This window comes from Rudanella lutea DSM 19387 (assembly GCF_000383955.1).
Classification (GTDB): Bacteria; Bacteroidota; Bacteroidia; order Cytophagales; family Spirosomataceae; genus Rudanella; species Rudanella lutea.
This window is the reverse complement of the sequence record NZ_KB913013.1, coordinates 1,029,204-1,050,438: the sequence shown is the minus strand read 5'-3', so window position 1 is coordinate 1,050,438 and position 21,235 is coordinate 1,029,204. Positions and strand designations below refer to the sequence as shown.

Here is a 21,235-nt window from a genome sequence, read left to right as displayed (position 1 = left end):
TCCAGCACGAAAAATCTTTCTCAAAACGCTAATTTCGCCTTTCGCATAGCCTGGCAAGCACCCGCCAAAAAACACTATGTGGCTGGTTGACAAGACACCATGAATTGGCTGTACCCTTTCGGAACAACAGAAATTTTTTTTGCAGTAGCCTTCACTATACTGTACCTGATCTACTTTGGACGGGTATTTTGGCTGGCTCGGCAGCTGCGTACTTCGGCTCGGGCCGTGATTCCGAAGTTTTTTTTGCGGACGGGTTATTTCGTGTTGCTTCTGATTGCCTTGCTGGGGCCGTCTTTCGGCGTGGCCGATCAAACCATCAGTGCCCAAAGCCGTGATTTGTTTGTGGTAGCCGATCTGTCGCGGTCGATGGATGCATCCGATGTGGTGCCCACCCGGCTCGAACGACTCAAATTTGATATTCGTCAGCTTACCGATTCGCTGGCGGGTGACCGTATCGGGCTTATCGTGGCCACTGATGAGCCATTTGTGCTTACGCCCCTTACGGCCGATCAGGAAGCTATTCGGCAGTCGGTGCAGGCCCTACGCACCGACTACAACGCCACTGGCGGGACCAATCTGTGCCGGGCTATTGAACTGGCGCAGCAGAAATTGCTGAGCGATTCATCGGCGAGGCTGGCTGCAAAAGGCATCATTATATACACTGATGGTGAAGATGCCACCGATTGCGACCGGGCTGTTCTGGCGCGGCTACGTACGTATCGGATGCCCGTCATGGCGGTGGGAGTTGGTACGCCCAAGGGGGGCACCATTCGTGACCGGACCGATTTTGTACGCGACAATCAGGGGCAAATTGTTCGCAGCCGACTCAATCGTACTTACCTTAACCGGTTGGCCACGCAAACCAACGGCTTTTACTTCGAGCTCACCACCGATGGTACGTACCTGCCCGACCTCACCCGGACCGTGCGCGAGATCCGGGGCGTGGGCCTGAGTCAGCAACAGGTGGCCGTGGCTACAAACAAATACTACTATTTTGTGTGGATTGCCTTACTGCTGATTGCCCTCGATCTGGTAGTAACGGTACGAACATTCCGGCTTTAATTCCGACTTTCCTGTTATTTTTGGGCCGTTGAGCTGTTCTGGAATAGCCCGTTTTGTATGCGCCTGATTCTCTCGTTTCTGCTTGCCGCCATCTGGCCTTTCGGGTCATTCGACTCGATTAGTCAGAACAATCGGGCGCGCAAAGAAGCCGACAACGCCTTCCGGGCGGGCGATTACAAGCGGGCCGTTCAGTATTACGCCTTTCTGACCAAACAACCCGCGCAGACTGAAGCGGCTATTTGGCTTAATCTGGGCCATGCGTATTTTGCCCTGGGGCAGTACGGGCAGGCTAATGCAGCTTATGGGCGTTTCGAGCCAACCGAAACGGGCCCTTTACTGGCCGTGGCTTACGTGCAGCGTAGCGTGATTGCCTGTGCCGCCCGCGATACCACGCGCGCGTTGCAGTTATTGCAACAGGCCTTACTGATTGACCCACAAAACGAACCTGCCCGCTATAATTTTGAGTTAGTAAAGAGTCGGTTTTCGGGTAAAAAACCGCCCCAGCCACGTCAGAAACCGTCGGCTCGTCCGCAGACCCAACGCGATAGTAGCGGTCAGGAGCTGGTACGGTCGCCCCGGCAGGAGCAGGTGTTGCGCCGATTGCGAAACCTGAACATGACCGAAGAGCAGGCCAATTTGCTGCTCAACGCCATGCGCGACGACGATGTGCCGCTCGAGCTGGCTCGTCGTCGGACGGCTCGGAAAGGGGGGACTCGGTGGTAGTTTGCTCGATTTGGGGTATTTGTTTAGCTGTTTTGAATAGCGGTTAGTCTTTACCAGAACAACCAACTGAAAACCATAAACGCTAAACTGAAAACTTTATACGAATTACATAGCATCAATAAACAAACCATGATAGACGTAGTAATTGTATCGGCTGTGCGTACACCCATCGGAAGCTTTGGGGGTGTCTTGTCGGCCCTGTCGGCCACCGAATTGGGGGCTGCAGCCATCAAGGGTGCATTGAGCCGGGCCGGGGTAGCCCCCGAGCTGGTCGAAGAAGTATATATGGGCAATGTAGTGTCGGCCAATGTGGGGCAAGCCCCCGCCAAGCAAGCCGCCCTCAAAGCCGGCCTGCCCGCTACCGTACCATGTACCACGGTAAACAAGGTATGCGCGTCGGGTACCAAAGCCATTATGCTGGCCGCTCAGTCAATTCAGTTGGGTCTGGCCGAGGTGGTGGTAGCTGGTGGTATGGAAAGCATGTCTAATGTGCCGTACTACGTGCCCAAAGCGCGCTTTGGCTACAAATACGGTAATGCCGAACTCGTAGATGGACTGGCTAAAGATGGCCTGCTCGATGCCTATGATGAATGCGCTATGGGCGTTTTCGCCGACAAAACGGCCACCCGGTATGGGATCAGCCGCGAGATGCAGGACGCCTACGCGGTGCAGTCGTACCGCCGGGCCGAAGCCGCTACGGCTGATGGTACATTTGGAGCCGAGATTGTTCCAATTGAAGTGCCGGGCCGCAAAGGCAGCGTTACGGTGACGGAAGATGAAGAGTATAAAAACGTGTTTTATGACAAGATTCCGGTCCTAAAACCCGCCTTCACAAAAGACGGTACCGTAACAGCGGCCAATGCGTCGACTATCAACGATGGGGCCTCGGCCCTGGTGCTTATGAGCCGCCGAAAAGCCGATGAACTGGGACTGAAAGCGCTGGCCCGGATTGTGTCGTATGCCGATGCTGAACAGGAGCCCGAATGGTTTACCACTGCCCCGACCAAGGCGGTACCCAAGGCGCTGGAACGGGCTGGGCTTACCACGGCTGATATTGATTTTTTTGAAGTAAATGAAGCCTTCTCCGTGGTTCCGCTGGCCTTTAGCCAGGTACTTGAGGTGCCGCAGGAGAAACTGAACGTACTTGGCGGGGCGGTCTCGATTGGCCACCCCCTGGGTGCGTCGGGGGCCCGTATCGTAACCACGCTCACCAACGTGTTAGCGCAGCGCAACGGCCGTTTCGGGGCCGTGGGTATCTGCAACGGGGGCGGAGGCGCGTCGGCCATTGTGATTGAAAAACTGTAAACAGGGGCCGGGCCGGGGTGTTCTGGCAGAACCTCCGGCCCGATACCCACAAACCACCAATCAGTGTCTATTTCCCAAACCAATTTCAAGTTTCCCGGTCAAACGGGCTTTTACCGGGGTAAGGTTCGTGAAGTGTACTCGTTCGACGACCACCTGGTCATGATCGCTACGGACCGGATTTCGGCGTTCGACGTTGTGTTGCCCCGTGCTATTCCGCACAAAGGACAGGTACTGAATCAGACGGCCGCCCATTTTCTGCGGGCTACGGCCGATTTGGTGCCCAACTGGCTCATCAACGTACCCGACCCGAACGTGAGCATTGGCTGGCGTTGCGAGCCCTACGCGGTAGAAATGGTCGTACGGGGATACCTGGCTGGTCATGCCTGGCGCACGTACCGCGATGGAGGCCGGGTGCTTTGTGGCGTAACATTGCCCGAGGGACTGCGCGAAAGTGACCGGTTGCCAACCCCGATTATTACACCGACAACAAAAGCCCACGAAGGCCACGACGAAGACATTAGCCGTGACGAAATCATCAGCCGGGGCATTGTGTCGGAGGCTGAGTATGAGCAGTTGGAAGCATATGCCCTCGCCTTGTTTGAACGGGGTACGCAGATGGCCGCCGAGCGGGGCCTCTTGCTGGTCGATACGAAATACGAATTTGGTAAGCGCGACGGGCAGATCTACCTGATCGACGAGGTGCACACGCCCGATTCATCGCGTTATTTTTACGCCGATCAGTACGAAGACAATCTGTTGCACAACCGGCCGCAGAAACAATTATCGAAGGAGTTCGTTAGAGAATGGCTGATTTCGCATAATTTTCAGGGAAAAGACGGTCAGGTGGTGCCGGAGATGTCCGACGAGTGGATCGCTCAGATTTCGGCTCGGTACGTAGAGCTGTACGAAACGGTGACCGGAATGGCGTTCGAACCCGCCGACCTCACCGATCCCGTAGCACGTATCGAAGCGAGTATTCAGGCCCAGTTGCCCCTGTAGTCAATTATTTGCCAATAACAAACACATAGCTAAAACAGGAACGAAGTTTGTCAGGCGCTGGAAAACAACCTTGCGACCTCAGACAATAAACCTTTGACAGCTTTTCTACCTATGAATCACTCCATTGAGAAAAACGAGCAATATGCCTTGATTCGACTGGCTGAAACCGAGTTTGGGGGCGAGGTGCCCACCGCGTTTGAAACCGCCACCCGGTCGCTCATTCGGGAAGGGTACAGTAACCTGATTATCGACATGGCTAGTGTGAAGTCCATTGATACGGCAGGGTTTGGCTCGATTCGAAAAATTAACCGGCAGTGTGCCAACGAACTGGGTATCATGGTGCTGGTCTCGAAAGATGATAACCTGATTGACAGCCTAGAAGATATTGCTGATCTGACCATTCTGCCAACCGTGGAAGAAGCCATCGATGCGGTGTTTATGAATGATCTGGAAAACGATTTCCGCAACGACGACGACGAGTATGATGGAGAATACGGAGCTGGCCAGGAACCCGAGCAGTGAGGCAGAAGGGCACCATTCGCCGATTCCGTTTAACGTTTTGTTTCTGGGCGTAGGCTCGGCAACACCCACGTTAGGGCGGCATCAGACCGCCCAGATTATAACCTACCAGAACGATCTGTTTCTGATCGACTGTGGGGAGGCCACTCAATATCGGTTAATCGAACAGCGTATCCGCCCCAGCCGGATACGCTGCATCTTTATTAGCCATTTGCACGGCGACCACTATTTCGGCTTGCCGCCCTTGCTGTCGAGCCTTAATCTGAGCGGTCGGACGGAGGACTTGTGGCTGTTTGGGCCGCGTGGGCTCGATGATGTGCTGACAACGATGTTTCGCGTGGCCGATCAGCGGCTGAACTTTCCCTTGCATTTCCAGGCTATCGACCCGACGGCCCCGGAATTGCTGCTCGATTGGCCCACGCTGACCGTGACGAGTATTCCGCTCGATCACCGGATTCCGTGCACGGGTTTCCTCTTCCGCGAGAAGCAACCCAGGCCCAAACTTCTGCGCGAGCGCTTACCCGACGACGTAGAGGTGGCGGTACTCAAACAGCTGAAAAACGGGCAGGATGTCCGGCATGCTGATGGCAGTATTCGGTTTGCAGCTGCCGATTATACCGTGCCCGGTCCGCCCCCGCGCAGTTACGCCTACTGCTCCGATACCCGGTTTCGCGAGGCTATTATTGAGCAGGTGGCTGGTGTTGATGTGCTCTACCATGAGTCGACCTTTATGGAAGACAATGCCGAACGGGCTACTGAAGTGTATCATTCAACGGCCCGGCAGGCGGCCCTGGTTGCGCAACAGGCGCAGGTGGGGCGGTTGTACATCGGGCATATTTCATCGCGTTACAAACAGTTCGACGGATTTCTGGCCGAGGCACAGTCGGTCTTTGCGGCATCATCCTTGGCCGTAGAGGGCGAACACGTCGACATCTAAGCCGCTGGAGGGGCGGGCAAGTGGCTTATTGGTGAACGCATTCTCAGATTAACCGGCCCTGGCATTCCCTTCATTTCCAAACCTGAACCGTTATACCATGTTTTTACTTCGTCTTGGCTTTTTAGAAATCGGCTGGCTCGACATCCTCGACGTGGCGCTGGTGGCCGTATTGCTTTATCAGATCTATAACCTCGTTCGAGGCAGCATTGCCAGCCGGGTGTTTGTGGGTTATCTGCTGGTTTACCTGGTGTATCTGGTCGTAAAAGCCCTGCGACTCAACCTGCTGACCACCATTCTGGAGTATTTTATCAGTGTGGGGGCGCTGGCTCTGATCATCATTTTTCAGCACGAAATTCGGCGGTTTCTGTTGCTTATCGGTAAATCAACCAATGCCGTCAACAACCGGTTTATCCGGCGTTGGCTCCTGCGCCAAACCGTGGCCGACGAGCCGATGCTTTCGCTGAAACCGATTCTGGACGCGACCAAAGTGCTGGCCGATGAGTTTTCGGGTGGCCTGATTGTGGTGCAGAAAAACGACGATCTGGAAAAATACGCCCAGTCGGGTGAACCTATCAACGCCGACTTATCGAAAGCCCTGCTGTTGGCAATTTTCGGGCAGTACAGCCCTCTGCACGACGGTGCCGTGATTCTATCGGGTGGCCGGATTCGGGCGGCCCGCTGTATTCTGCCGGTGTCCGACGATGCCGATATTCCGGCGGCATTGGGCTTTCGGCACCGGGCGGGTATTGGTATGAGCGAAGCCACCGATGCTGCTGTGATTGTTATTTCGGAGGAAACCGGCCGGATTTCGCTCGCTACAGATGGCGAGATGGCCCTGAATCTGAATATCTCGGAGCTGGAAAATCGCTTACAGGCCTATTTAAAGCAGCCGAGCAACCGGCCGGTACGCTCAGTATAACTAACCTTTTGGAGAGAGCGCGGTTTCAGAGGAAATCAACAGACCGATTTACCTATGAAATGCTTCCCATTCTGGAAAGGGGTTATGCTATCGGCAGCCCTGAGTTTTACCTACCTGAGTAGCCATGCGCAAGCTTTTTTAGACATTGAAGGGGGCCTGGTGACGGGCACGCGATACAACAAAGTACGCATATTGAACCAGGGAGGAACGCTGTTTAACCTGGCCGAAGACCTGCGCGTACAGCCGCAGTTGTTTTACCGGCTGCGGGCGGGTATAACCCTGGGCAGGCGGCATACGATCACCGCGCTGTATGCGCCCCTGACCGTGCGCTACGAGGGGACGTTTCCCCGCGATGTGAACTACAACAACGTCATATTCCCGTCGGGGCAGCCCCTAACCGCCGACTATACCTTCAATTCGTATCGCCTGACCTACCGGTATCATGTCATCGACCGGCCTCGTTTCGATCTGGGGCTGGGCCTTACCGCCAAGATCCGGGATGCAAACATTGCGCTTCGAACGGAGAACGGCGCACTGGAAACAAACTACGATAATGTTGGTTTTGTGCCCCTGATTAACTTCTGGCTCCAATATAAGCCGACCGACCGATTGAGTGTGTTGCTGGAAGGCGATGCGCTGGGGGCGAAACAGGGGCGTGCTGAAGACGTTTTTCTGGGGCTTACGTATGGGCTGACACAGAACCTCCGGCTCAAAGGTGGTTACCGGGTGGTTGAAGGAGGGGCCGATGTGAGCGACGTGTACAACATGAACTGGATCAATTATGCGTCAGTAGGGGTGGTGATTGGTCGCTGGAAGTAGCAAAAAAGAGCGACCCGGTTTGGGCCGGGTCGCTTATGGTTAATATTCGAGAGTAGCTGGCAGTGATTTCGCCTGATTGATAAAGTCGGCAACCTGATCGAGGGAAGGGGGGCGTTGAGTCAACTGGCGTTTCGAATTAATTTCGATCAGCTTAGCGTGTAAATTAGCTGGAACGCGTTGGGCGAGTTCTTTCACGGTATCCACGCCGGCTTCTTCCATCAGGTCGCTATACACGCGGCCAATTCCCTTTACCCGGGCAAGGTCAGCCCGGTTGGCAATGTCAAGAATCATTGCCGCATCAACACCGATCGTTTTACTCAATTCTTTACGGCCTTCGGGCGTTTTGGCTACCTCTAAAAGCTCTTCGCTTGTTCCAAGTCCCTGGGCTTTTAACAGATTCAGTACGGCATCGGTAATGCCTTTCAGTTCGCCTAAATTTACGCTCATAGCTTCAAAAGTTTGGGGTGATAAATAACGAAAACAGATGTATCGGTTTCATTTAGTTACAAACTAACGCAACTGATACTTTCTACGAATATCGTTGAGCAAAAATTTTTTTTGAGCGGTAAAGCTTTCCGGATGAATTTGCTCAAATACCTGCTTCCATTGCTCATAGGTTTCGGGCTCTTGCTGACGGAAGAAAACGGCGTTTATGTTCTTCTGGGCCAGATAATCGTCAAATTCCATGTGTCTTTCAGTTGTTTTTTGCCCATTTTTTTTGTCAGGTTTTTTTATTAAAACTGACAATTGGGTTTAAGTAATTTTACTGAACGGGACAGTGCAAAGTATCTATTCTATTTGTAACGCTGTGTCATTCATATGTATCATATGTGTCGGCAGTAGGCTACAAGTAAGATATCACTACCCATTTTTGAGTTAGTTAATGAAGGTAGTTCAGATAGTCGACCAGAGGAGGTTTTCGCTTATCGTCCGGTTGAACCAGAAGCGCCAATTGAAGAGCTCAAAGGTAGCCAAAAAAGAGGAGCGATTGCTGACTAGGTCGTAACCGAAGTGAATATTGGTGATAATCGCCCAATGTCAGGTGAAATTACATCTCCAAGTGTACCCTGAAATTATAGTTGCAACCCGGAAAGGCCGGTTATACAGGTACAATAAAAAAACCTGTACGCTTGAAGCACACAGGTTTTTGTCAGACAGCTAAAGGTGTTATGCGTGTCGCATACACACCCCCAAAGTTACGTAAATTTCGGTGGCTATCAGAACGTTTGCTTTATTTTTTAGAGAATTCGCGGTGGTAAGCGGCCTTGTACAATTCTTCTTCCGGAAGGTTTTTAAAGTAGGCGTATGTGATGGCTAAGCCTTCCGCGCGTGATACTTTCGGCTCCCAGCCGAGCAGTTCCTTCGCCCGGGTAATATCGGGTCGGCGCTGTTTTGGGTCATCGGCCGGCAATGGCTTAAACACTAGCTTTTGGGAGGTTCCGGTCAGTTTGATAATCTCTTCACCAAACTCTTTAATGGTGATCTCGGCCGGGTTACCCACGTTGACCGGGTAGGCGTAATCGCTCAGCAGCAATCGATAGATGCCTTCCACTAGGTCATCAACATAGCAGAACGAGCGCGTTTGGCTACCGTCGCCAAAAACCGTAAGGTCTTCGCCACGCAGCGCCTGCCCAATAAATGCTGGTAGTACCCGACCGTCGTTTAGGCGCATACGGGGGCCATATGTGTTGAAAATACGAACAATGCGGGTTTCGAGGCCGTGGTACGTATGGTACGCCATGGTCATGGCTTCCTGAAACCGCTTGGCTTCGTCGTACACACCGCGCGGCCCTACCGGGTTTACGTTGCCCCAATAGTCTTCATTTTGTGGGTGAACGTGCGGATCACCGTACACTTCCGACGTTGACGCGATCAGAACCCGGGCATTTTTTACCCGAGCCAGACCCAGGCAGTTGTGTATACCCAATGAGCCTACTTTCAGCGTTTGAATCGGAATTTTCAGGTAATCGATCGGGCTGGCCGGCGAGGCAAAATGCAGGATGTAGTCAAGCTCACCCGGAACATGGATAAACTTCGACACATCGTGATGGTAAAACTCGAAGTTAGGCAGGTGGAACAGGTGCTCGATGTTCCGAATGTCGCCTGTAATCAGATTGTCCATCGCGATGACGTGGTAGCCTTCTTTGATGAACCGGTCGCACAGGTGCGACCCTAAGAATCCGGCTCCGCCGGTGATAAGTACTCGCTTCATAGGGGGGTGAATGTACAATGAAAAATAGAGAATGGATAATGTTGGCTACGATTTCACCCGCATTATCCATTCTGAATCAATCATTAGTCATTTTTTACGGTTTCACGACCAATTGAATAATACGTGTAGCCCATCTCTTTCATCTGATCGAGCTCGTACACATTCCGACCGTCGAAAATGACTTTGTTTTTAAGCAACAGGTTCATTTTGTCGAAATCGGGCGTACGGAACAACGGCCACTCGGTCATAATCACGAGGGCGTCGGCGTCGTCGAGGGCAGCGTACGAGGTATGTGCGTAGGTGATCTGATTCCCCAGAATGTTCCGAACGTTGTCCATCGCTTCGGGGTCGTAAGCCGTGATTTTGGCCCCCTCGGCCAGCAGAGCCCGAATGTTTTCAAGGGCTGGGGCTTCGCGGATATCGTCGGTGTAGGGCTTAAACGCCAATCCCCAGATCGCGATGGTTTTGCCTTTCAGGTCGCCCCCGAAATACGCTTTGATAAGCGGGAGCAGTTTGCTTTTCTGGCTGGCGTTCACATCCATAACCGACTTCAGTATCTTGAAATCGTAGGCGTGGTCCTGCGCGGTTTTAGCCAGCGCCTGTACGTCTTTCGGGAAACAGCTACCGCCGTACCCAATCCCGGCAAACAAAAACCGCTTCCCGATCCGGCTGTCGGTGCCAATACCCCGACGAATATCGTCGACGTTGGCGCCGGCCAATTCGCACAAGTTAGCGATCTCGTTCATGAACGTGATTTTGGTGGCCAGAAACGCATTGGCTGCGTATTTGGTCATCTCGGCCGAACGCTCGTCCATGAAAATGACGGGGTTGCCTTGCCGCACCAAAGGGGCATACAACCGATTCATTACCGATTTTGCCTTGTCGGACTTAGTCCCGATCACCACCCGGTCGGGTTTCATGAAGTCTTCAACCGCAACGCCTTCCCGTAAAAACTCGGGGTTCGATACCACGTCAAACTCGACCTGTGCGTTTTTGGCAATGGCTGCGTGTACCTTTTCAGCCGTTCCGACGGGAACCGTGCTTTTGTCTACGATAACGGCATACTGCGACAGAATTGGCCCGAGGTCATCGGCTACTTTCAGAATATACTTCAGATCGGCCGATCCGTCTTCGCCCGGAGGGGTGGGCAAGGCCAGAAAAATCACCTCGGCCCCTTTAATCCCGTCAATAAGGCTGGTTGTAAACTTGAGCCGACCTTCTTCTACGTTCCGGTAGAACAGAACATCAAGACCTGGCTCAAAAATTGGGATAATCCCGTTGTTCAGCTTTTCAACTTTACGCTCGTCAATATCAACGCACGTTACCTGATTTCCGGTTTCGGCAAAACAAGTCCCCGTGACAAGTCCAACGTAACCAGTGCCAACGACTGCAATTTTCATATAAATAGTTTAATGAAGGATTCGGTTGTATAAAGGTTATTGCATTTTTTTAATACAGTGCCCTTCGCCTGCAAAAATAGGGCTTTTCGGATAATGCGCCCTAAAAGGTTTTAGCCGACGGCTTTTTACCCAAAATTAGTGACTATTTTCGTACAGATGAAGAAACCTTCAAATTGGTTGTAAACTCACTTTTATTGCCAAAATCAGGCCTTTTCGGGCCTATACAAGCGCTCGCGTGCCCCCCCGGAGATTCTTAGTAAATGGTAACTCGCCGGGCTTGTGACCAGTAAATAACATCCCATCGAAGTGTCGCGTTATAGCTGTAGATTTAAGCAGTATACACTTCATCTTTTGCTACGTTACACGCTTATTTATGGTTACTGAAATTGCAGAAAACAAAGGCACTGCCAACGCTGAAGTTGCCGAGCTCGTTACACAGTCTGTTCGTGATTTTGCCCGGCAATACGTTCGGCCCCACGTGATGGAATGGGATGAGACGCAACATTTTCCGGCGGAGGTGTTTCATCAGCTCGGTGAACTGGGGATTATGGGGATGCTCGTTCCCGAACAGTACGGCGGGGCGGGTCTGAATTACCGGGCTTATGTATCCGCTATTGTCGAGTTATCGAAGGTTTGTGGAGCGGTTGGGCTGTCGATGGCGGCACACAACTCACTCTGTACCAATCATATCCTGTTATTCGGAAACGAAGCGCAGAAGCAGACGTATTTGCCCCGGCTGGCGTCGGGTGAGTGGATTGGGGCCTGGGGCCTGACGGAGCCTAACACGGGTTCCGACGCGGGCAATATGCGGACTACTGCCGTGCGTGATGGTGATGATTGGATTCTGAACGGCTCTAAAAACTTTATTACCCACGGCCGGAGCGGTCAGGTGGCCGTTGTGATTGCCCGTACGGGTGAGCCTAATACTTCGCACAATGCGACAGCCTTTGTGGTGGAGCGCGGAACCCCCGGCTTTGCGGGCGGTAAGAAAGAAAACAAACTCGGTATGCGGGCTTCCGAAACAGCTGAGATGATTTTTGATAACTGCCGGATTGCTGACAGCCAACGATTGGGTGCCGTGGGCGACGGGTTTGTGCAGTCGCTCAAAGTGCTCGACGGCGGGCGCATTTCCATTGCAGCTTTGAGCCTGGGTATTGCGTACGGCGCGTACGAAGCGGCCCTGCAGTACGCTAAAGAGCGGCAGCAGTTTGGGCAACCCATTGCGAATTTTCAGGCCATCGGGTTCAAATTAGCCGATCTGTACACGCAAATTGAAGCGGCCAGGCTGCTCACCTATCAGGCGGCCGACCTGAAAGACGCCCGCAAAAACACGACGCTGGAATCAGCAATTGCCAAACTTCATGCCTCCGAAACGGCGGTGCATGTCGCCAACGAAGCCGTGCAGATTTTTGGCGGTTACGGTTATATCAAGGACTTTCCGGTCGAGAAGTTCTACCGGGATGCCAAGCTGTGTACTATTGGCGAAGGAACAAGTGAGATTCAAAAACTGGTGATTTCGCGGCAGTTGTTGCGGTAAAGGCTACGTGAATGTACAATGAATAATGTATAATGGTGCAATCTGTTGATTGTTAGCCGCCTATTTTGCATTGTCCATTATCCATTCGATTTTGTCTTAGTACGTAAGCGTATTGAGTTACACAAAGGAGCACCGAGTTATGCAGCGGTTTTAAACCACACTGCTACTCGGTGCTCCTTTATTTAGAATCCGAAAAAAGCTTCTGACTTTACAGTTTGGCCAGAAACGCCATTGTGTCGATACCGTCGGGGTAATCGGTCAGGGTGGGATGCTGCGTTTGCCCAAACGGCACGCTACCGGGGTAAGCTCCATCTGCTGAGGCCACCACCTGAATCTTGTCGGCCTGCCTGGCGAGCAGGGCAGCCGCATGGTCGGCGTCGCGGTAGGTTTGGTAATACACCACCGAAATAGGCGATACGAGCCCGTCCTGCTGAGTTAGCAGCAAAAATCCGTTATCAAAGTGAGGCACGCCATTGACCAGATAAATCGACTTGTTGTAATCGTAGTTATTGACCCACTTGCTCAGGTTCCGGTACGTCGGCGCCAGTGGGTCGAGGGTTTGCAGCAACGGAATAAAGTCGTAAGGTGCGCCATGAATGCTTTCGGGAACGAGTAGGGTAGAGACATTGCGACACCCTAACCCGAAGTAAGTCAGGATATCATCGCCGAGCCTGGCAAACTCCTCTGGGCTCTCCTGCCCTGTCAGGATACCTACCGATGTTCGGTTGCGCCGGATGATGTGGGGGCGTTTACCAAAGTAATACTCAAAATAACGGGCCGTATTGTCGCTACCGGTAGCGATGAACGCATCGGCGGCATTGAGCCGCTCAGCAATCGTAATGCGTTCGGCAAATGCGGGGTTGATCTCCGTGATTTTTTGTATTAAATATTGAATTAATGCAAAATCCTGGCTACTTGTTTTGGCAAGCAGTTTGTGCCCGCTAATCAGAACGCACAGGAGATCGTGAAAACCAACTGCCGGAATATTACCAGCCATTGCTACGCCAATGGTTTTAGGTTCGGCAGGTTCCGGGTTGTACTGAGCCAGCCAGTTTGTCAACGACTCGGTCGTGAGCATATCGTTGGCAATTGCGTTCAGCGCCTTGTGGTTGTTTTCGGGTGTAAACCAGTTGTTGTAAAAGTTAGCACGGTGGCAAATTTGTTCGCGCTCGGCTGCTGATTCGTCGGAGCGGAGGTATTCGCCTAAGGCAATAAACGTATGGAGTCGTTCGGATTGTTGCATGGTCAGAAAACCGGGGCAAAAAGAACCCAATACTTTACGGGTTACCGGGAAGTGCGTAAAGTGGGTGTATTGTTTCAACCCACAAATCTAAATATTAGTTTGGCCCCAAACTTTAAATAGTTATATTTGTTGTTCAATTACAAGATGCCATTTTTTACGATATAAACTTGCATTGCTTATGGCAATCATGATCACCGACGAGTGCATCAACTGCGGTGCCTGCGAACCGGAGTGCCCAAACACGGCCATCTACGAAGGGGGTGTAGAGTGGACCTGGGGCGGTGGAACAGAACTTACAGAAGTTGATTTTGGCGATGGAACAGTGGTAAGCGGTAAAGCTCCGCAGTCGCCTGTTTCCAACGAGTTTTACTATATAGTTTCGGACAAGTGTACGGAGTGTGTTGGTTTCCATGAGGAGCCTCAGTGCGCAGCCGTATGCCCGGTTGATTGCTGTGTGCCCGACCCTGAGCACGAAGAAGATCAGGATACGCTGCTTGCTAAAAAGGCCTGGTTGCACGCCGAAGCTTAAACCGCATTTATTCTCTTTTTCCAAGAGCCGACCCACGTAGGGTCGGCTTTTTTTGTGGCTTTACGAAATGAAAAGCAGAAATGTATAGGTTTTAAAATGAAGAATTTTCTAAAAAATTTCTTTAAAAATAGGATTATTAGGTTCAGTTTTATGGTGCAAATTATAAAATAATGCAAAAATCAGCTAAATATAGGTTTTGATAAAAGTCGTCTATTGACTGAATAAATTTTTGTAATAACCTTTGCAGTGTTCAATTATAGTTGGCAAAACCACTTATTACCCAAAGGAAATTATGAAAAAAGAATTTTTACTTTTATCTGCTCTGGTTTTGTCTGCTGGTGTGTATGCAGGTGATCCTGTTTCTTCCCCAAATGCAGACGATGATAGCAAGGGAAAATTTACTTTTTCCGGGTATATCGACTCGTATTACATAGCCAACCTCAACAAGCCTGCTTCGCGCAGCAACCTGGGAGCGGCTGGTACGGCTCGGGTTTTTGATCAGCGCTCTGGACAGTTCTCGCTCGGGTTAATTCAGACCAAGATTGGCTACAGCACGGCCAAATCGGATGTGGTGGTTGATCTTACCTTCGGCCCGAATGCCGACTTAGGTAACTACGGAAACCTGATAGGTCCTTTGGGCCCCGGCGGTAGCTCGATTGCCATTAAGCAGGCGTATTTCAACTGGAAAGCGACGGATAAGCTGACGTTTACAGTAGGTCAGTTTGGTACCCATATCGGGTATGAGGTGATCGACGCCCCTGTCAACTACAATTATTCGTTATCGAACCTCTTCAATAACGGCCCCTTCTACCACGTCGGTGCCAAAGCCACCTATGCCTTCTCCGACAAAAGCTCTCTCATGGTGGGTGTGGTGAATAACGTAGACGCTCTCAATGATAACAACCGGAAAAAAGGCTTGATCGGGCAGTTTTTTGTGTCGCCGGCCTCGGGTTGGAACATCTACCTCAACGGTATCTACAGCAATGAGGCAACCCCCGACTCGCTCGGTGTAACGCCCGAAGCCAGCTACGGCGTTGTCGATCTGGCAACAACCTATCAGATCACCGAGAAATTCTTTGTGGGTCTCAATGCTGCCATGGGTTCGCAGAAAGGAGATTATCAGGGATACACATTTGCCGACGGTAAGAAATCGTGGGGCGGGGTAGCCCTCTACAGCAACTACGCGCTGACGAGTAACTTCGGAGTTGGGGCTCGTTACGAATATTTCGACAATACGGCGGGTGTGCGCGGACTGCGCAACCGGCTGGGCGATGGCACAAGCGTAAACTCAATCACATTTACGGGCAACATCACGGCGGCCGATGGGCACTTGCTCATCAAACCAGAAGTACGGGTAGATAGCTACGCTAAACCAGCCAGCAGCGCCGAAGGAAACCTCCAGTTTGAAGACAGTAAGGGCAATTTCACCAAGAGTTCGCAGACTACGGTGGGTATGGCCTTCATCTACAAGTTCTAAGTACAACAAAAACCTAAAATTTCAGCTATGCAAAAGCCTAACTACATCCCACTTGCCGTACTGCTGGTTTTAGCAGTGATTGCCATCCTTCCCCAGTTTATGGGCGTGCCGACCCAGATCGTAACCGAAGGGCTTAACACCGGCGATATGGCCTGGATGCTTATTGCCACGGCGCTTGTGCTTCTGATGACCCCCGGCCTGGCGTATTTCTACGGCGGTATGGTCAACAATAAAAACGTGATCTCGACCATGCTCCAGAGCTTCATCGCTATGGGTGTGATTTCGGTTCTGTGGGTAGTTTGCGGGTTCAGCCTGGCATTCGGTGAGTCGATTGGTGGATTTATTGGTAACCCGGCTACGTTTTTCATGTTCAACGGCGTAGTGGATGGGAAACCCTGGTCACTGGCCTCTACTATCCCGCTGGTTCTCTTTGCCTTTTTCCAGTTGAAGTTTGCCGTTATCACCCCTGCGCTGGTGACAGGTTCGATGGCTGAGCGCATCAACTTCCGGTCGTACGTTCTGTTTATGGTCTTGTTCTGCATCTTCGTGTACGCTCCGCTGGCGCACTGGACGTGGCACCCCGACGGGTTCCTGTTCAAGCGTGGGGTTCTTGACTTTGCAGGTGGTACCGTCGTACACATGTCGGCTGGTTGGGCGGCTCTGGCAGGTGCCCTGTACCTGAAGCGTCGGCGGGCACACGTTGAAGCCAATATTGCTCCCCCGGCAAACATTCCGTTTGTGTTGCTCGGAACAGGTCTGCTGTGGTTTGGCTGGTTCGGTTTCAATGCGGGTTCGGCGGTAGGAGCATCTTCGCTGTCGGCTATTGCACTGGCTACTACCCACACGGCTGCGGCTGCGGCTGGTCTGGCCTGGGTTCTGTTTGATGCCGCCAAGGGTAAGAAAGTATCGGCGCTCGGGTTCTGTATCGGTGCCGTAGTAGGTCTGGTTGCCATTACCCCGGCGGCCGGTTTCGTCACGGTGCCATCCGCAATTTTCATTGGCACGATTGCAGCCATTACGAGTAACTTCCTGGCTCACCTGCGCACCAAGTCGACCCTCGACGATACCCTCGACGTATTCCCCTGCCACGGTGTAGGCGGTATGGTTGGTATGGTAATGACGGGCATTTTTGCATCGAAAGGGATCAATGCGGCTGTAACGGTAGAAGGTCTGGCGTTTGGCGAGACCGGCCTGTTCATCGAGCACCTGATTGCCCTGGTGGTAGTGTCGGCCTTTGCGTTCGGCATGTCGTACCTGGTGCTGAAAGTGACCGATTTGATTCTGCCGCTCCGCGTATCAGAAGAAGACGAGAAGGTGGGTCTGGACGTTAGCCAGCACGACGAGTTCTTGATTGAAGCATAAGGGTTCAGAGACAAACCCACAGGTCATTATCCCTGTGGTTTTGTTGTACTCGGGAAGCCGTTCGCCGTTGGCGGGCGGTTTCTTTTTTTGTCGAGAGTTATGCGTCATTACCGCCGTTGACAACCAATCTTAAACGCTGTCCAGCCATCGGCCTCGGTGCCCAGCGAGAACGTAAATCCGTGGTTGAGCAGAATCTCGCGGGTCAGTGTCAGCCCAATGCCCTGACCCGTAGGCCGGGTGCTGAAAAACGGATTGAACAGATTGGTAGCTACCGATTCGGGGATAGGCTGACCGTTATTGCGCACCGTCAGTTCACTGCCCGAAAGCCTGATGCGTATCGTTTGCCCTGGCTCGCAGGCTTCAATAGCGTTCTTGATCACGTTGACCAGCACCTGTTCCATTTGGCTACGATCCGCAGGCCAGAACATGGGCTCATCAGGCAGGGCAAGCTGTAGCGCAACGGCCCGATTGTCGGCCTGAGGTTGCATGAGTCGGGCAACGTTGCGGGTGAGCGCGAGCATGTCGGTGGGTACGATTACGGGTGTGGGCAGGCGTACCACATCGGCAAACCGACGCATAAACCCGTTGAGCCGGTCGTTGCGTTCGATGGCTACCCGTACAGCCTGCCGTACCTCAGGGTCGGCCACGTCGGGTTCGGCAATGTGTAAAATGCTGTTAATTGCCCCAATGGAGTTGTTTACCTCGTGGGCCATCATCCGAATCACCTTGCCGTATGCCTTTTTTTCGGTTTCGATGATTTCGGCCGTGAGTTCTTCGATAAACATAAACTGCCGCCGAAACCCCCGGTCGATAAACTGCCCCCGGAGTACCCGGTACGTTTCGACGCCCGCCAGCCGGATCGTGTGGGGCTGATCGGGGGCCAGGGTTTCGAGTTGGGTGAGCAAAGGATGGGCCACCCCCGTCAGCGTACGGCCCAGCAAGGCCGATTCGGGCAGTTTGAGCAGCTGCCGGGCCTTTGGGTTAGCGGCCGATATACGCTCGTCGAAGTCGAAAATAAGCAGAGCAATAGGGGCTGCTTCAATCAGTTTGTCCAGAAAAAACTGTTGCTCGGCCTGCCGGGTGCGCTCCTGCCGCAACTGATCGATCATGAGGTTATAAACCCGGATCAGCTGGTCAATTTCGTTGTTGCCGGTGGCGACAAACTTGACCGTAAAATCTTTGTCGCGGATGGCCTCGATACCCGACGCGATAAAGTCGGACGGTTTCCGAAACGAGCGGTATAACCCGATTGCCACTAGCACCGAAAGCCCAATCAGAATCTCGGATGCGATAAATAGGGGCTTGTTCTGCTCCAGAATCTGGAACGTAAGGCCCACCAGTACGGCATGTACCGTCAGGATGTAGATCAGGTATCGGGTCTGGAACGTGAAACGCATGGTTGTGTTGCCGCAAGGTGAGCGAAGACCTCCAAAAGCCCCGTAGCCGTTGCGAAGGGTGAAGTTACTCCTCGCTTTGGTAATCGATGCCGTATTTTTCCAGTCGCCGGTACAGGGCAAACCGCGTAATGCCCAAAGCGCGGGCCACGTTGGCAATTCGGTTGTGGTGGTAGGCCATGGCGCGCTCAATCATTTGCCGCTCCATTTGGTCGAGGGTCATGGTGCCCACAGCGGGCAACTGAGTCGTTGATGCCGAGGTAGCCGGGCGGGTAGCGAGGTGTTTCTCAAAGTCGGCAATGGTCAACATATCGGAAGGGGCTAACAACACGGCCCGCTCCACCACGTTTTTCAGTTGACGGATGTTGCCGGGCAACGAAAGCCCCCGGAGCCAGAGTTGAGCCTCTTTGCTAACCTGTAAATTAGGTCGTCCGTACAGCGTTTTGAGGTTATTGATAAAGAAATTGGCCAGCCGTGGAATATCGGCCGGGCGTTCGCGGAGGGCAGGCAGCCGCACCGTAATCAGGTTGATCCGGTAGTACAGATCTTCCCGAAAATCGCCCTGAGCGACCATTTCTTCCAGGTTTCGGTTGGTAGCGCAGATCACGCGCACATCTACTGTTCGGCTTTTGCTGCTGCCTAGCGGCTCAAACGTGCGGTCTTGTAACACCCGCAATAATTTCACCTGCGAGGCCGGGTCGAGGTCTCCGATTTCATCCAGAAAAATGCTGCCTTTGTGCGCCAGTTCGAAGCGCCCCACCCGGTCGGTTTTGGCATCGGTGAAGGCTCCCCGAACGTGGCCAAACAGTTCGCTTTCAAACAACGTGCTCGATATACCCCCCAGGTTCACCTTCACAAAGGGCTGTCGTTTTCGGCGGCTGTTCTGGTGAATGGCCTCGGCAATCAGCTCTTTGCCGGTGCCGCTTTCGCCCGTAATGAGTACCGGCGCGTCGGTCGGGGCAATCCGGCCAATCGTGGTTAGTACGTCGAGCAGGTTGGGGTCTTCGCCCACGATGTTGTCGAACTGAAACTGCTCGTTCAGTTGCCGCCGGTTGGCCGAGAGGGGTTCGCCAGCGGCCAGTTTGAGCGCTGTTCGTACCGACCCAATCAGGTGGCTATTTTGCCAGGGCTTGGTGATGAAATCATGCGCGCCGGCCTTCATGCCCTGCACGGCAAGGTCGATACTGCCCCAGCCGGTAATCAGGATAACGGGTACGTTGGGGAGCCGCTCGCGGAGGTACCGCAGCAGCCGCAGGCCATCCTCGCCCGACGTATCGACCGAAAAATTCATGTCGAGCAGGATGGCTTCGGGCGTTTCTGAGTCCAGAATATCGCGGGTTTCAAACGGCCCGTCGGCGGTGCGCACGGTAAATCCCTCTTTCCGAAACAGCAGAGAGAGCGACGTCTGAATGGCGCTATCGTCGTCGATGATTAAAATCATTCACATTGAGCAGTAGTGATCAACGAACAATTAACAGTGAACAGTTACCAACGATCAACGAACAATGAGCAATACGCAGTTATAAATGGCAACTGACAGTTTTCAGTTATCCCACTGTTGGTTGTTCACTGTTGGTTGTTCGTTGTTCACTGTCAGTTGATCGTTGTTCACCGTTGGTTGTTCGTTGTCTTTTATTCTTCGTGCAGGGCGACGGCTGGTTGCACGGTAGCTGCCTGCCGACTCGGATACACGGCGCAGAGTGTAACAATCGCGTACACGACCACCACCGAAATCAGAATGGCCTTGAGGTAAACACCCGTGTCGAGATCGAATACGTTCATGAGCGGAAACTGCCCGGCCAATACCAAACCCAGTACGACAGCAAAAGTAGCAAGTACCCACATTTCGCCCACGAAATGCCACGAAATGCCCGATTCAGTGGCCCCCAGTGCCCGGCGTAGTCCAATTTCGCCCCGGCGTTTGGCGATGCTCACGTTCAGAATGCCAAATAAGCCCAGCGCTACATTGATGAGCAAAAAGCCACACACAATCAGGAAGATCGTCACGGGTACCAGGGCCAGATTGTGCTGGTTCTGCCGGGAGTCGGTGAGGTACGTAATTTCGGCGCCCCACTCAGGTGCCATCGACGTAATATCTTTGACGAGTTTAGCCTCGAATACGGCATCGGTACCCGGCTTTATCCGGATGAGCACCGTCTTGTCCCAGGGGGTATTTTCGTTCAACTGCTCAAAAATAGTCGGTTTGTCACCCTGAAACTCACCTTTCGATTTAAACGTGTTCACGACGCCCACCACTTTATACCGCCCGTCTCCACTCGTGATGACCTTGCCCAGCGGGTCTTCGTCGCCAAACAGTTCGTCTTTAGCCAGTTGATTGATTACTGCAGGCCGGAACTTACCTACGCTATCGGCGGGGGTGTACCAACGCCCGGCCGTTAGGGGCATCTGGAGTGTTTTGGCAAAATCGCCATCCGTGACAAAGAAATAGGCCAGGGTAGTGGCTTTGTCGTGCGTCACGTTGTTGTTCATCGTATTGGCCGAAAAGGGGTAGTTCGAGCTCATGCGTGAGGCCGACTGAACCTCCGGGTAGCTGCGTATACGTTGCATAATCGCCTGTGTTTTGCCCGTCACGGCTACTGTGTCCTGATTGTTTCGGAGGTCGATGGCCCAGACATTTTCATAGGCGAAACCAAGCGGCTGATTGTAATTCGACACGTTGAAAACAATCAGCGACGACAGACCGAACAGGACCAGAAACGACGCCCAAATCTCGATGATGAGCAGCGTATGGGCTTTTTTCTTGTTCCAGATAAGTTTAAAAAGGTGGCGTATCATGG

General features: G+C 52.7%; 20 protein-coding genes. 12 read left to right on the top strand and 8 right to left on the bottom strand.

Features of this window, described 5'->3' with window-relative positions; genetic code table 11:
• The first annotated feature begins 99 nt into the window (after positions 1-99).
• From RUDLU_RS0104630 to RUDLU_RS0104595, 8 genes are all read left to right on the top strand, one after another.
• Entirely contained in the window at positions 100-1,062 is a 963-nt protein-coding gene (locus RUDLU_RS0104630; RefSeq protein ID WP_019987188.1) for a vWA domain-containing protein, read from the top strand.
• A 57-nt stretch (positions 1,063-1,119) separates the two neighbouring features.
• Positions 1,120-1,785: an outer membrane protein assembly factor BamD gene (locus tag RUDLU_RS0104625; RefSeq protein WP_019987187.1), complete on the top strand. Its 666-nt coding sequence runs from the start codon at positions 1,120-1,122 to the stop codon at positions 1,783-1,785.
• Between the two features lie 129 nt (positions 1,786-1,914).
• Positions 1,915-3,090, top strand: a complete 1,176-nt coding sequence (locus tag RUDLU_RS0104620; protein WP_019987186.1) for an acetyl-CoA C-acyltransferase — start codon at positions 1,915-1,917, stop codon at positions 3,088-3,090.
• A gap of 63 nt (positions 3,091-3,153) precedes the next feature.
• On the top strand, positions 3,154-4,089 hold the full coding sequence (locus tag RUDLU_RS0104615) for a phosphoribosylaminoimidazolesuccinocarboxamide synthase (protein ID WP_019987185.1): 936 nt from the start codon (positions 3,154-3,156) through the stop codon (positions 4,087-4,089).
• 111 nt (positions 4,090-4,200) lie between these two features.
• Positions 4,201-4,611 (top strand): STAS domain-containing protein, encoded by a 411-nt coding sequence (locus RUDLU_RS0104610; RefSeq protein WP_019987184.1) that lies wholly within the window; start codon positions 4,201-4,203, stop codon positions 4,609-4,611.
• Positions 4,574-5,545 carry a ribonuclease Z gene (locus tag RUDLU_RS0104605; protein ID WP_019987183.1) on the top strand — a complete coding sequence of 324 codons (972 nt, stop codon included), beginning with the start codon at positions 4,574-4,576 and terminating at the stop codon, positions 5,543-5,545. Before RUDLU_RS0104610 ends, RUDLU_RS0104605 begins: the two co-directional genes overlap by 38 nt.
• A gap of 97 nt (positions 5,546-5,642) precedes the next feature.
• Complete coding sequence (cdaA, locus tag RUDLU_RS0104600) at positions 5,643-6,464, top strand: diadenylate cyclase CdaA (RefSeq protein WP_019987182.1); 822 nt, start codon at positions 5,643-5,645, stop codon at positions 6,462-6,464.
• Between the two features lie 54 nt (positions 6,465-6,518).
• The gene (locus RUDLU_RS0104595) at positions 6,519-7,283 is read left to right on the top strand and encodes a hypothetical protein (RefSeq protein WP_019987181.1); all 765 of its coding nucleotides are present in this window, start codon (positions 6,519-6,521) and stop codon (positions 7,281-7,283) included.
• A gap of 39 nt (positions 7,284-7,322) precedes the next feature.
• Here RUDLU_RS0104595 and RUDLU_RS0104590 read toward each other — a convergent pair whose 3' ends face one another.
• The 4 genes from RUDLU_RS0104590 to RUDLU_RS0104570 all read right to left on the bottom strand — a co-directional run bounded on the left by RUDLU_RS0104590 (position 7,323) and on the right by RUDLU_RS0104570 (position 10,895).
• Positions 7,323-7,730 (bottom strand): DUF4332 domain-containing protein, encoded by a 408-nt coding sequence (locus RUDLU_RS0104590; protein WP_019987180.1) that lies wholly within the window; start codon positions 7,728-7,730, stop codon positions 7,323-7,325.
• A gap of 63 nt (positions 7,731-7,793) precedes the next feature.
• Complete coding sequence (locus RUDLU_RS29990) at positions 7,794-7,970, bottom strand: hypothetical protein (protein ID WP_019987179.1); 177 nt, start codon at positions 7,968-7,970, stop codon at positions 7,794-7,796.
• Positions 7,971-8,514: 544 nt separating this feature from the next.
• The gene (locus RUDLU_RS0104575) at positions 8,515-9,495 is read right to left on the bottom strand and encodes a UDP-glucuronic acid decarboxylase family protein (RefSeq protein WP_019987177.1); all 981 of its coding nucleotides are present in this window, start codon (positions 9,493-9,495) and stop codon (positions 8,515-8,517) included.
• Positions 9,496-9,578: 83 nt separating this feature from the next.
• A complete protein-coding gene (locus RUDLU_RS0104570; RefSeq protein WP_019987176.1) occupies positions 9,579-10,895 on the bottom strand; it encodes a UDP-glucose dehydrogenase family protein in 1,317 nt (438 codons plus the stop codon).
• 373 nt (positions 10,896-11,268) lie between these two features.
• Between RUDLU_RS0104570 and RUDLU_RS0104565 the strand changes: the two genes are divergently transcribed.
• Positions 11,269-12,432: an acyl-CoA dehydrogenase family protein gene (locus tag RUDLU_RS0104565; RefSeq protein ID WP_019987175.1), complete on the top strand. Its 1,164-nt coding sequence runs from the start codon at positions 11,269-11,271 to the stop codon at positions 12,430-12,432.
• 208 nt (positions 12,433-12,640) lie between these two features.
• Here the strand turns inward: RUDLU_RS0104565 and RUDLU_RS0104560 are convergent, their stop codons facing one another.
• Positions 12,641-13,675, bottom strand: coding sequence for an aldehyde dehydrogenase family protein (locus tag RUDLU_RS0104560; protein ID WP_027302758.1), 1,035 nt, complete (start codon positions 13,673-13,675; stop codon positions 12,641-12,643).
• Between the two features lie 178 nt (positions 13,676-13,853).
• Here RUDLU_RS0104560 and RUDLU_RS0104555 point away from each other — a divergent pair, with 178 nt between their 5' ends.
• The 3 genes from RUDLU_RS0104555 to RUDLU_RS0104545 all read left to right on the top strand — a co-directional run bounded on the left by RUDLU_RS0104555 (position 13,854) and on the right by RUDLU_RS0104545 (position 17,043).
• A complete protein-coding gene (locus RUDLU_RS0104555; protein WP_019987173.1) occupies positions 13,854-14,204 on the top strand; it encodes a 4Fe-4S dicluster domain-containing protein in 351 nt (116 codons plus the stop codon).
• Positions 14,205-14,496: 292 nt separating this feature from the next.
• A complete protein-coding gene (locus RUDLU_RS0104550) occupies positions 14,497-15,681 on the top strand; it encodes a porin (protein WP_019987172.1) in 1,185 nt (394 codons plus the stop codon).
• Positions 15,682-15,708: 27 nt separating this feature from the next.
• A complete protein-coding gene (locus RUDLU_RS0104545) occupies positions 15,709-17,043 on the top strand; it encodes an ammonium transporter (protein WP_019987171.1) in 1,335 nt (444 codons plus the stop codon).
• A gap of 107 nt (positions 17,044-17,150) precedes the next feature.
• On the opposite strand, the gene RUDLU_RS0104540 is transcribed toward RUDLU_RS0104545, so the two are convergent.
• From RUDLU_RS0104540 to RUDLU_RS0104530, 3 genes are all read right to left on the bottom strand, one after another.
• Positions 17,151-18,440: a sensor histidine kinase gene (locus tag RUDLU_RS0104540; RefSeq protein WP_019987170.1), complete on the bottom strand. Its 1,290-nt coding sequence runs from the start codon at positions 18,438-18,440 to the stop codon at positions 17,151-17,153.
• Between the two features lie 64 nt (positions 18,441-18,504).
• Positions 18,505-19,878 carry a sigma-54-dependent transcriptional regulator gene (locus tag RUDLU_RS0104535; protein ID WP_019987169.1) on the bottom strand — a complete coding sequence of 458 codons (1,374 nt, stop codon included), beginning with the start codon at positions 19,876-19,878 and terminating at the stop codon, positions 18,505-18,507.
• Positions 19,879-20,069: 191 nt separating this feature from the next.
• Positions 20,070-21,233 carry an ABC transporter permease gene (locus RUDLU_RS0104530; RefSeq protein WP_019987168.1) on the bottom strand — a complete coding sequence of 388 codons (1,164 nt, stop codon included), beginning with the start codon at positions 21,231-21,233 and terminating at the stop codon, positions 20,070-20,072.
• Between the last annotated feature and the right edge of the window lie 2 nt (positions 21,234-21,235).

What these genes read in the sequence shown, in the direction of transcription:
- RUDLU_RS0104630 (WP_019987188.1), top strand. Translation starts at nt 100, where the DNA reads ATGAATTGGCTGTACCCTTTCGGAACAACAGAAATTTTTTTTGCAGTA.
- RUDLU_RS0104625 (WP_019987187.1), top strand. Translation starts at nt 1,120, where the DNA reads ATGCGCCTGATTCTCTCGTTTCTGCTTGCCGCCATCTGGCCTTTCGGG.
- RUDLU_RS0104620 (WP_019987186.1), top strand. Translation starts at nt 1,915, where the DNA reads ATGATAGACGTAGTAATTGTATCGGCTGTGCGTACACCCATCGGAAGC.
- RUDLU_RS0104610 (WP_019987184.1), top strand. Translation starts at nt 4,201, where the DNA reads ATGAATCACTCCATTGAGAAAAACGAGCAATATGCCTTGATTCGACTG.
- RUDLU_RS0104605 (WP_019987183.1), top strand. Translation starts at nt 4,574, where the DNA reads ATGGAGAATACGGAGCTGGCCAGGAACCCGAGCAGTGAGGCAGAAGGG.
- cdaA (WP_019987182.1), top strand. Translation starts at nt 5,643, where the DNA reads ATGTTTTTACTTCGTCTTGGCTTTTTAGAAATCGGCTGGCTCGACATC.
- RUDLU_RS0104595 (WP_019987181.1), top strand. Translation starts at nt 6,519, where the DNA reads ATGAAATGCTTCCCATTCTGGAAAGGGGTTATGCTATCGGCAGCCCTG.
- RUDLU_RS0104590 (WP_019987180.1), bottom strand. Translation starts at nt 7,730, where the DNA reads ATGAGCGTAAATTTAGGCGAACTGAAAGGCATTACCGATGCCGTACTG.
- RUDLU_RS29990 (WP_019987179.1), bottom strand. Translation starts at nt 7,970, where the DNA reads ATGGAATTTGACGATTATCTGGCCCAGAAGAACATAAACGCCGTTTTC.
- RUDLU_RS0104575 (WP_019987177.1), bottom strand. Translation starts at nt 9,495, where the DNA reads ATGAAGCGAGTACTTATCACCGGCGGAGCCGGATTCTTAGGGTCGCAC.
- RUDLU_RS0104570 (WP_019987176.1), bottom strand. Translation starts at nt 10,895, where the DNA reads ATGAAAATTGCAGTCGTTGGCACTGGTTACGTTGGACTTGTCACGGGG.
- RUDLU_RS0104565 (WP_019987175.1), top strand. Translation starts at nt 11,269, where the DNA reads ATGGTTACTGAAATTGCAGAAAACAAAGGCACTGCCAACGCTGAAGTT.
- RUDLU_RS0104560 (WP_027302758.1), bottom strand. Translation starts at nt 13,675, where the DNA reads ATGCAACAATCCGAACGACTCCATACGTTTATTGCCTTAGGCGAATAC.
- RUDLU_RS0104555 (WP_019987173.1), top strand. Translation starts at nt 13,854, where the DNA reads ATGGCAATCATGATCACCGACGAGTGCATCAACTGCGGTGCCTGCGAA.
- RUDLU_RS0104550 (WP_019987172.1), top strand. Translation starts at nt 14,497, where the DNA reads ATGAAAAAAGAATTTTTACTTTTATCTGCTCTGGTTTTGTCTGCTGGT.
- RUDLU_RS0104545 (WP_019987171.1), top strand. Translation starts at nt 15,709, where the DNA reads ATGCAAAAGCCTAACTACATCCCACTTGCCGTACTGCTGGTTTTAGCA.
- RUDLU_RS0104540 (WP_019987170.1), bottom strand. Translation starts at nt 18,440, where the DNA reads ATGCGTTTCACGTTCCAGACCCGATACCTGATCTACATCCTGACGGTA.
- RUDLU_RS0104535 (WP_019987169.1), bottom strand. Translation starts at nt 19,878, where the DNA reads ATGATTTTAATCATCGACGACGATAGCGCCATTCAGACGTCGCTCTCT.
- RUDLU_RS0104530 (WP_019987168.1), bottom strand. Translation starts at nt 21,233, where the DNA reads ATGATACGCCACCTTTTTAAACTTATCTGGAACAAGAAAAAAGCCCAT.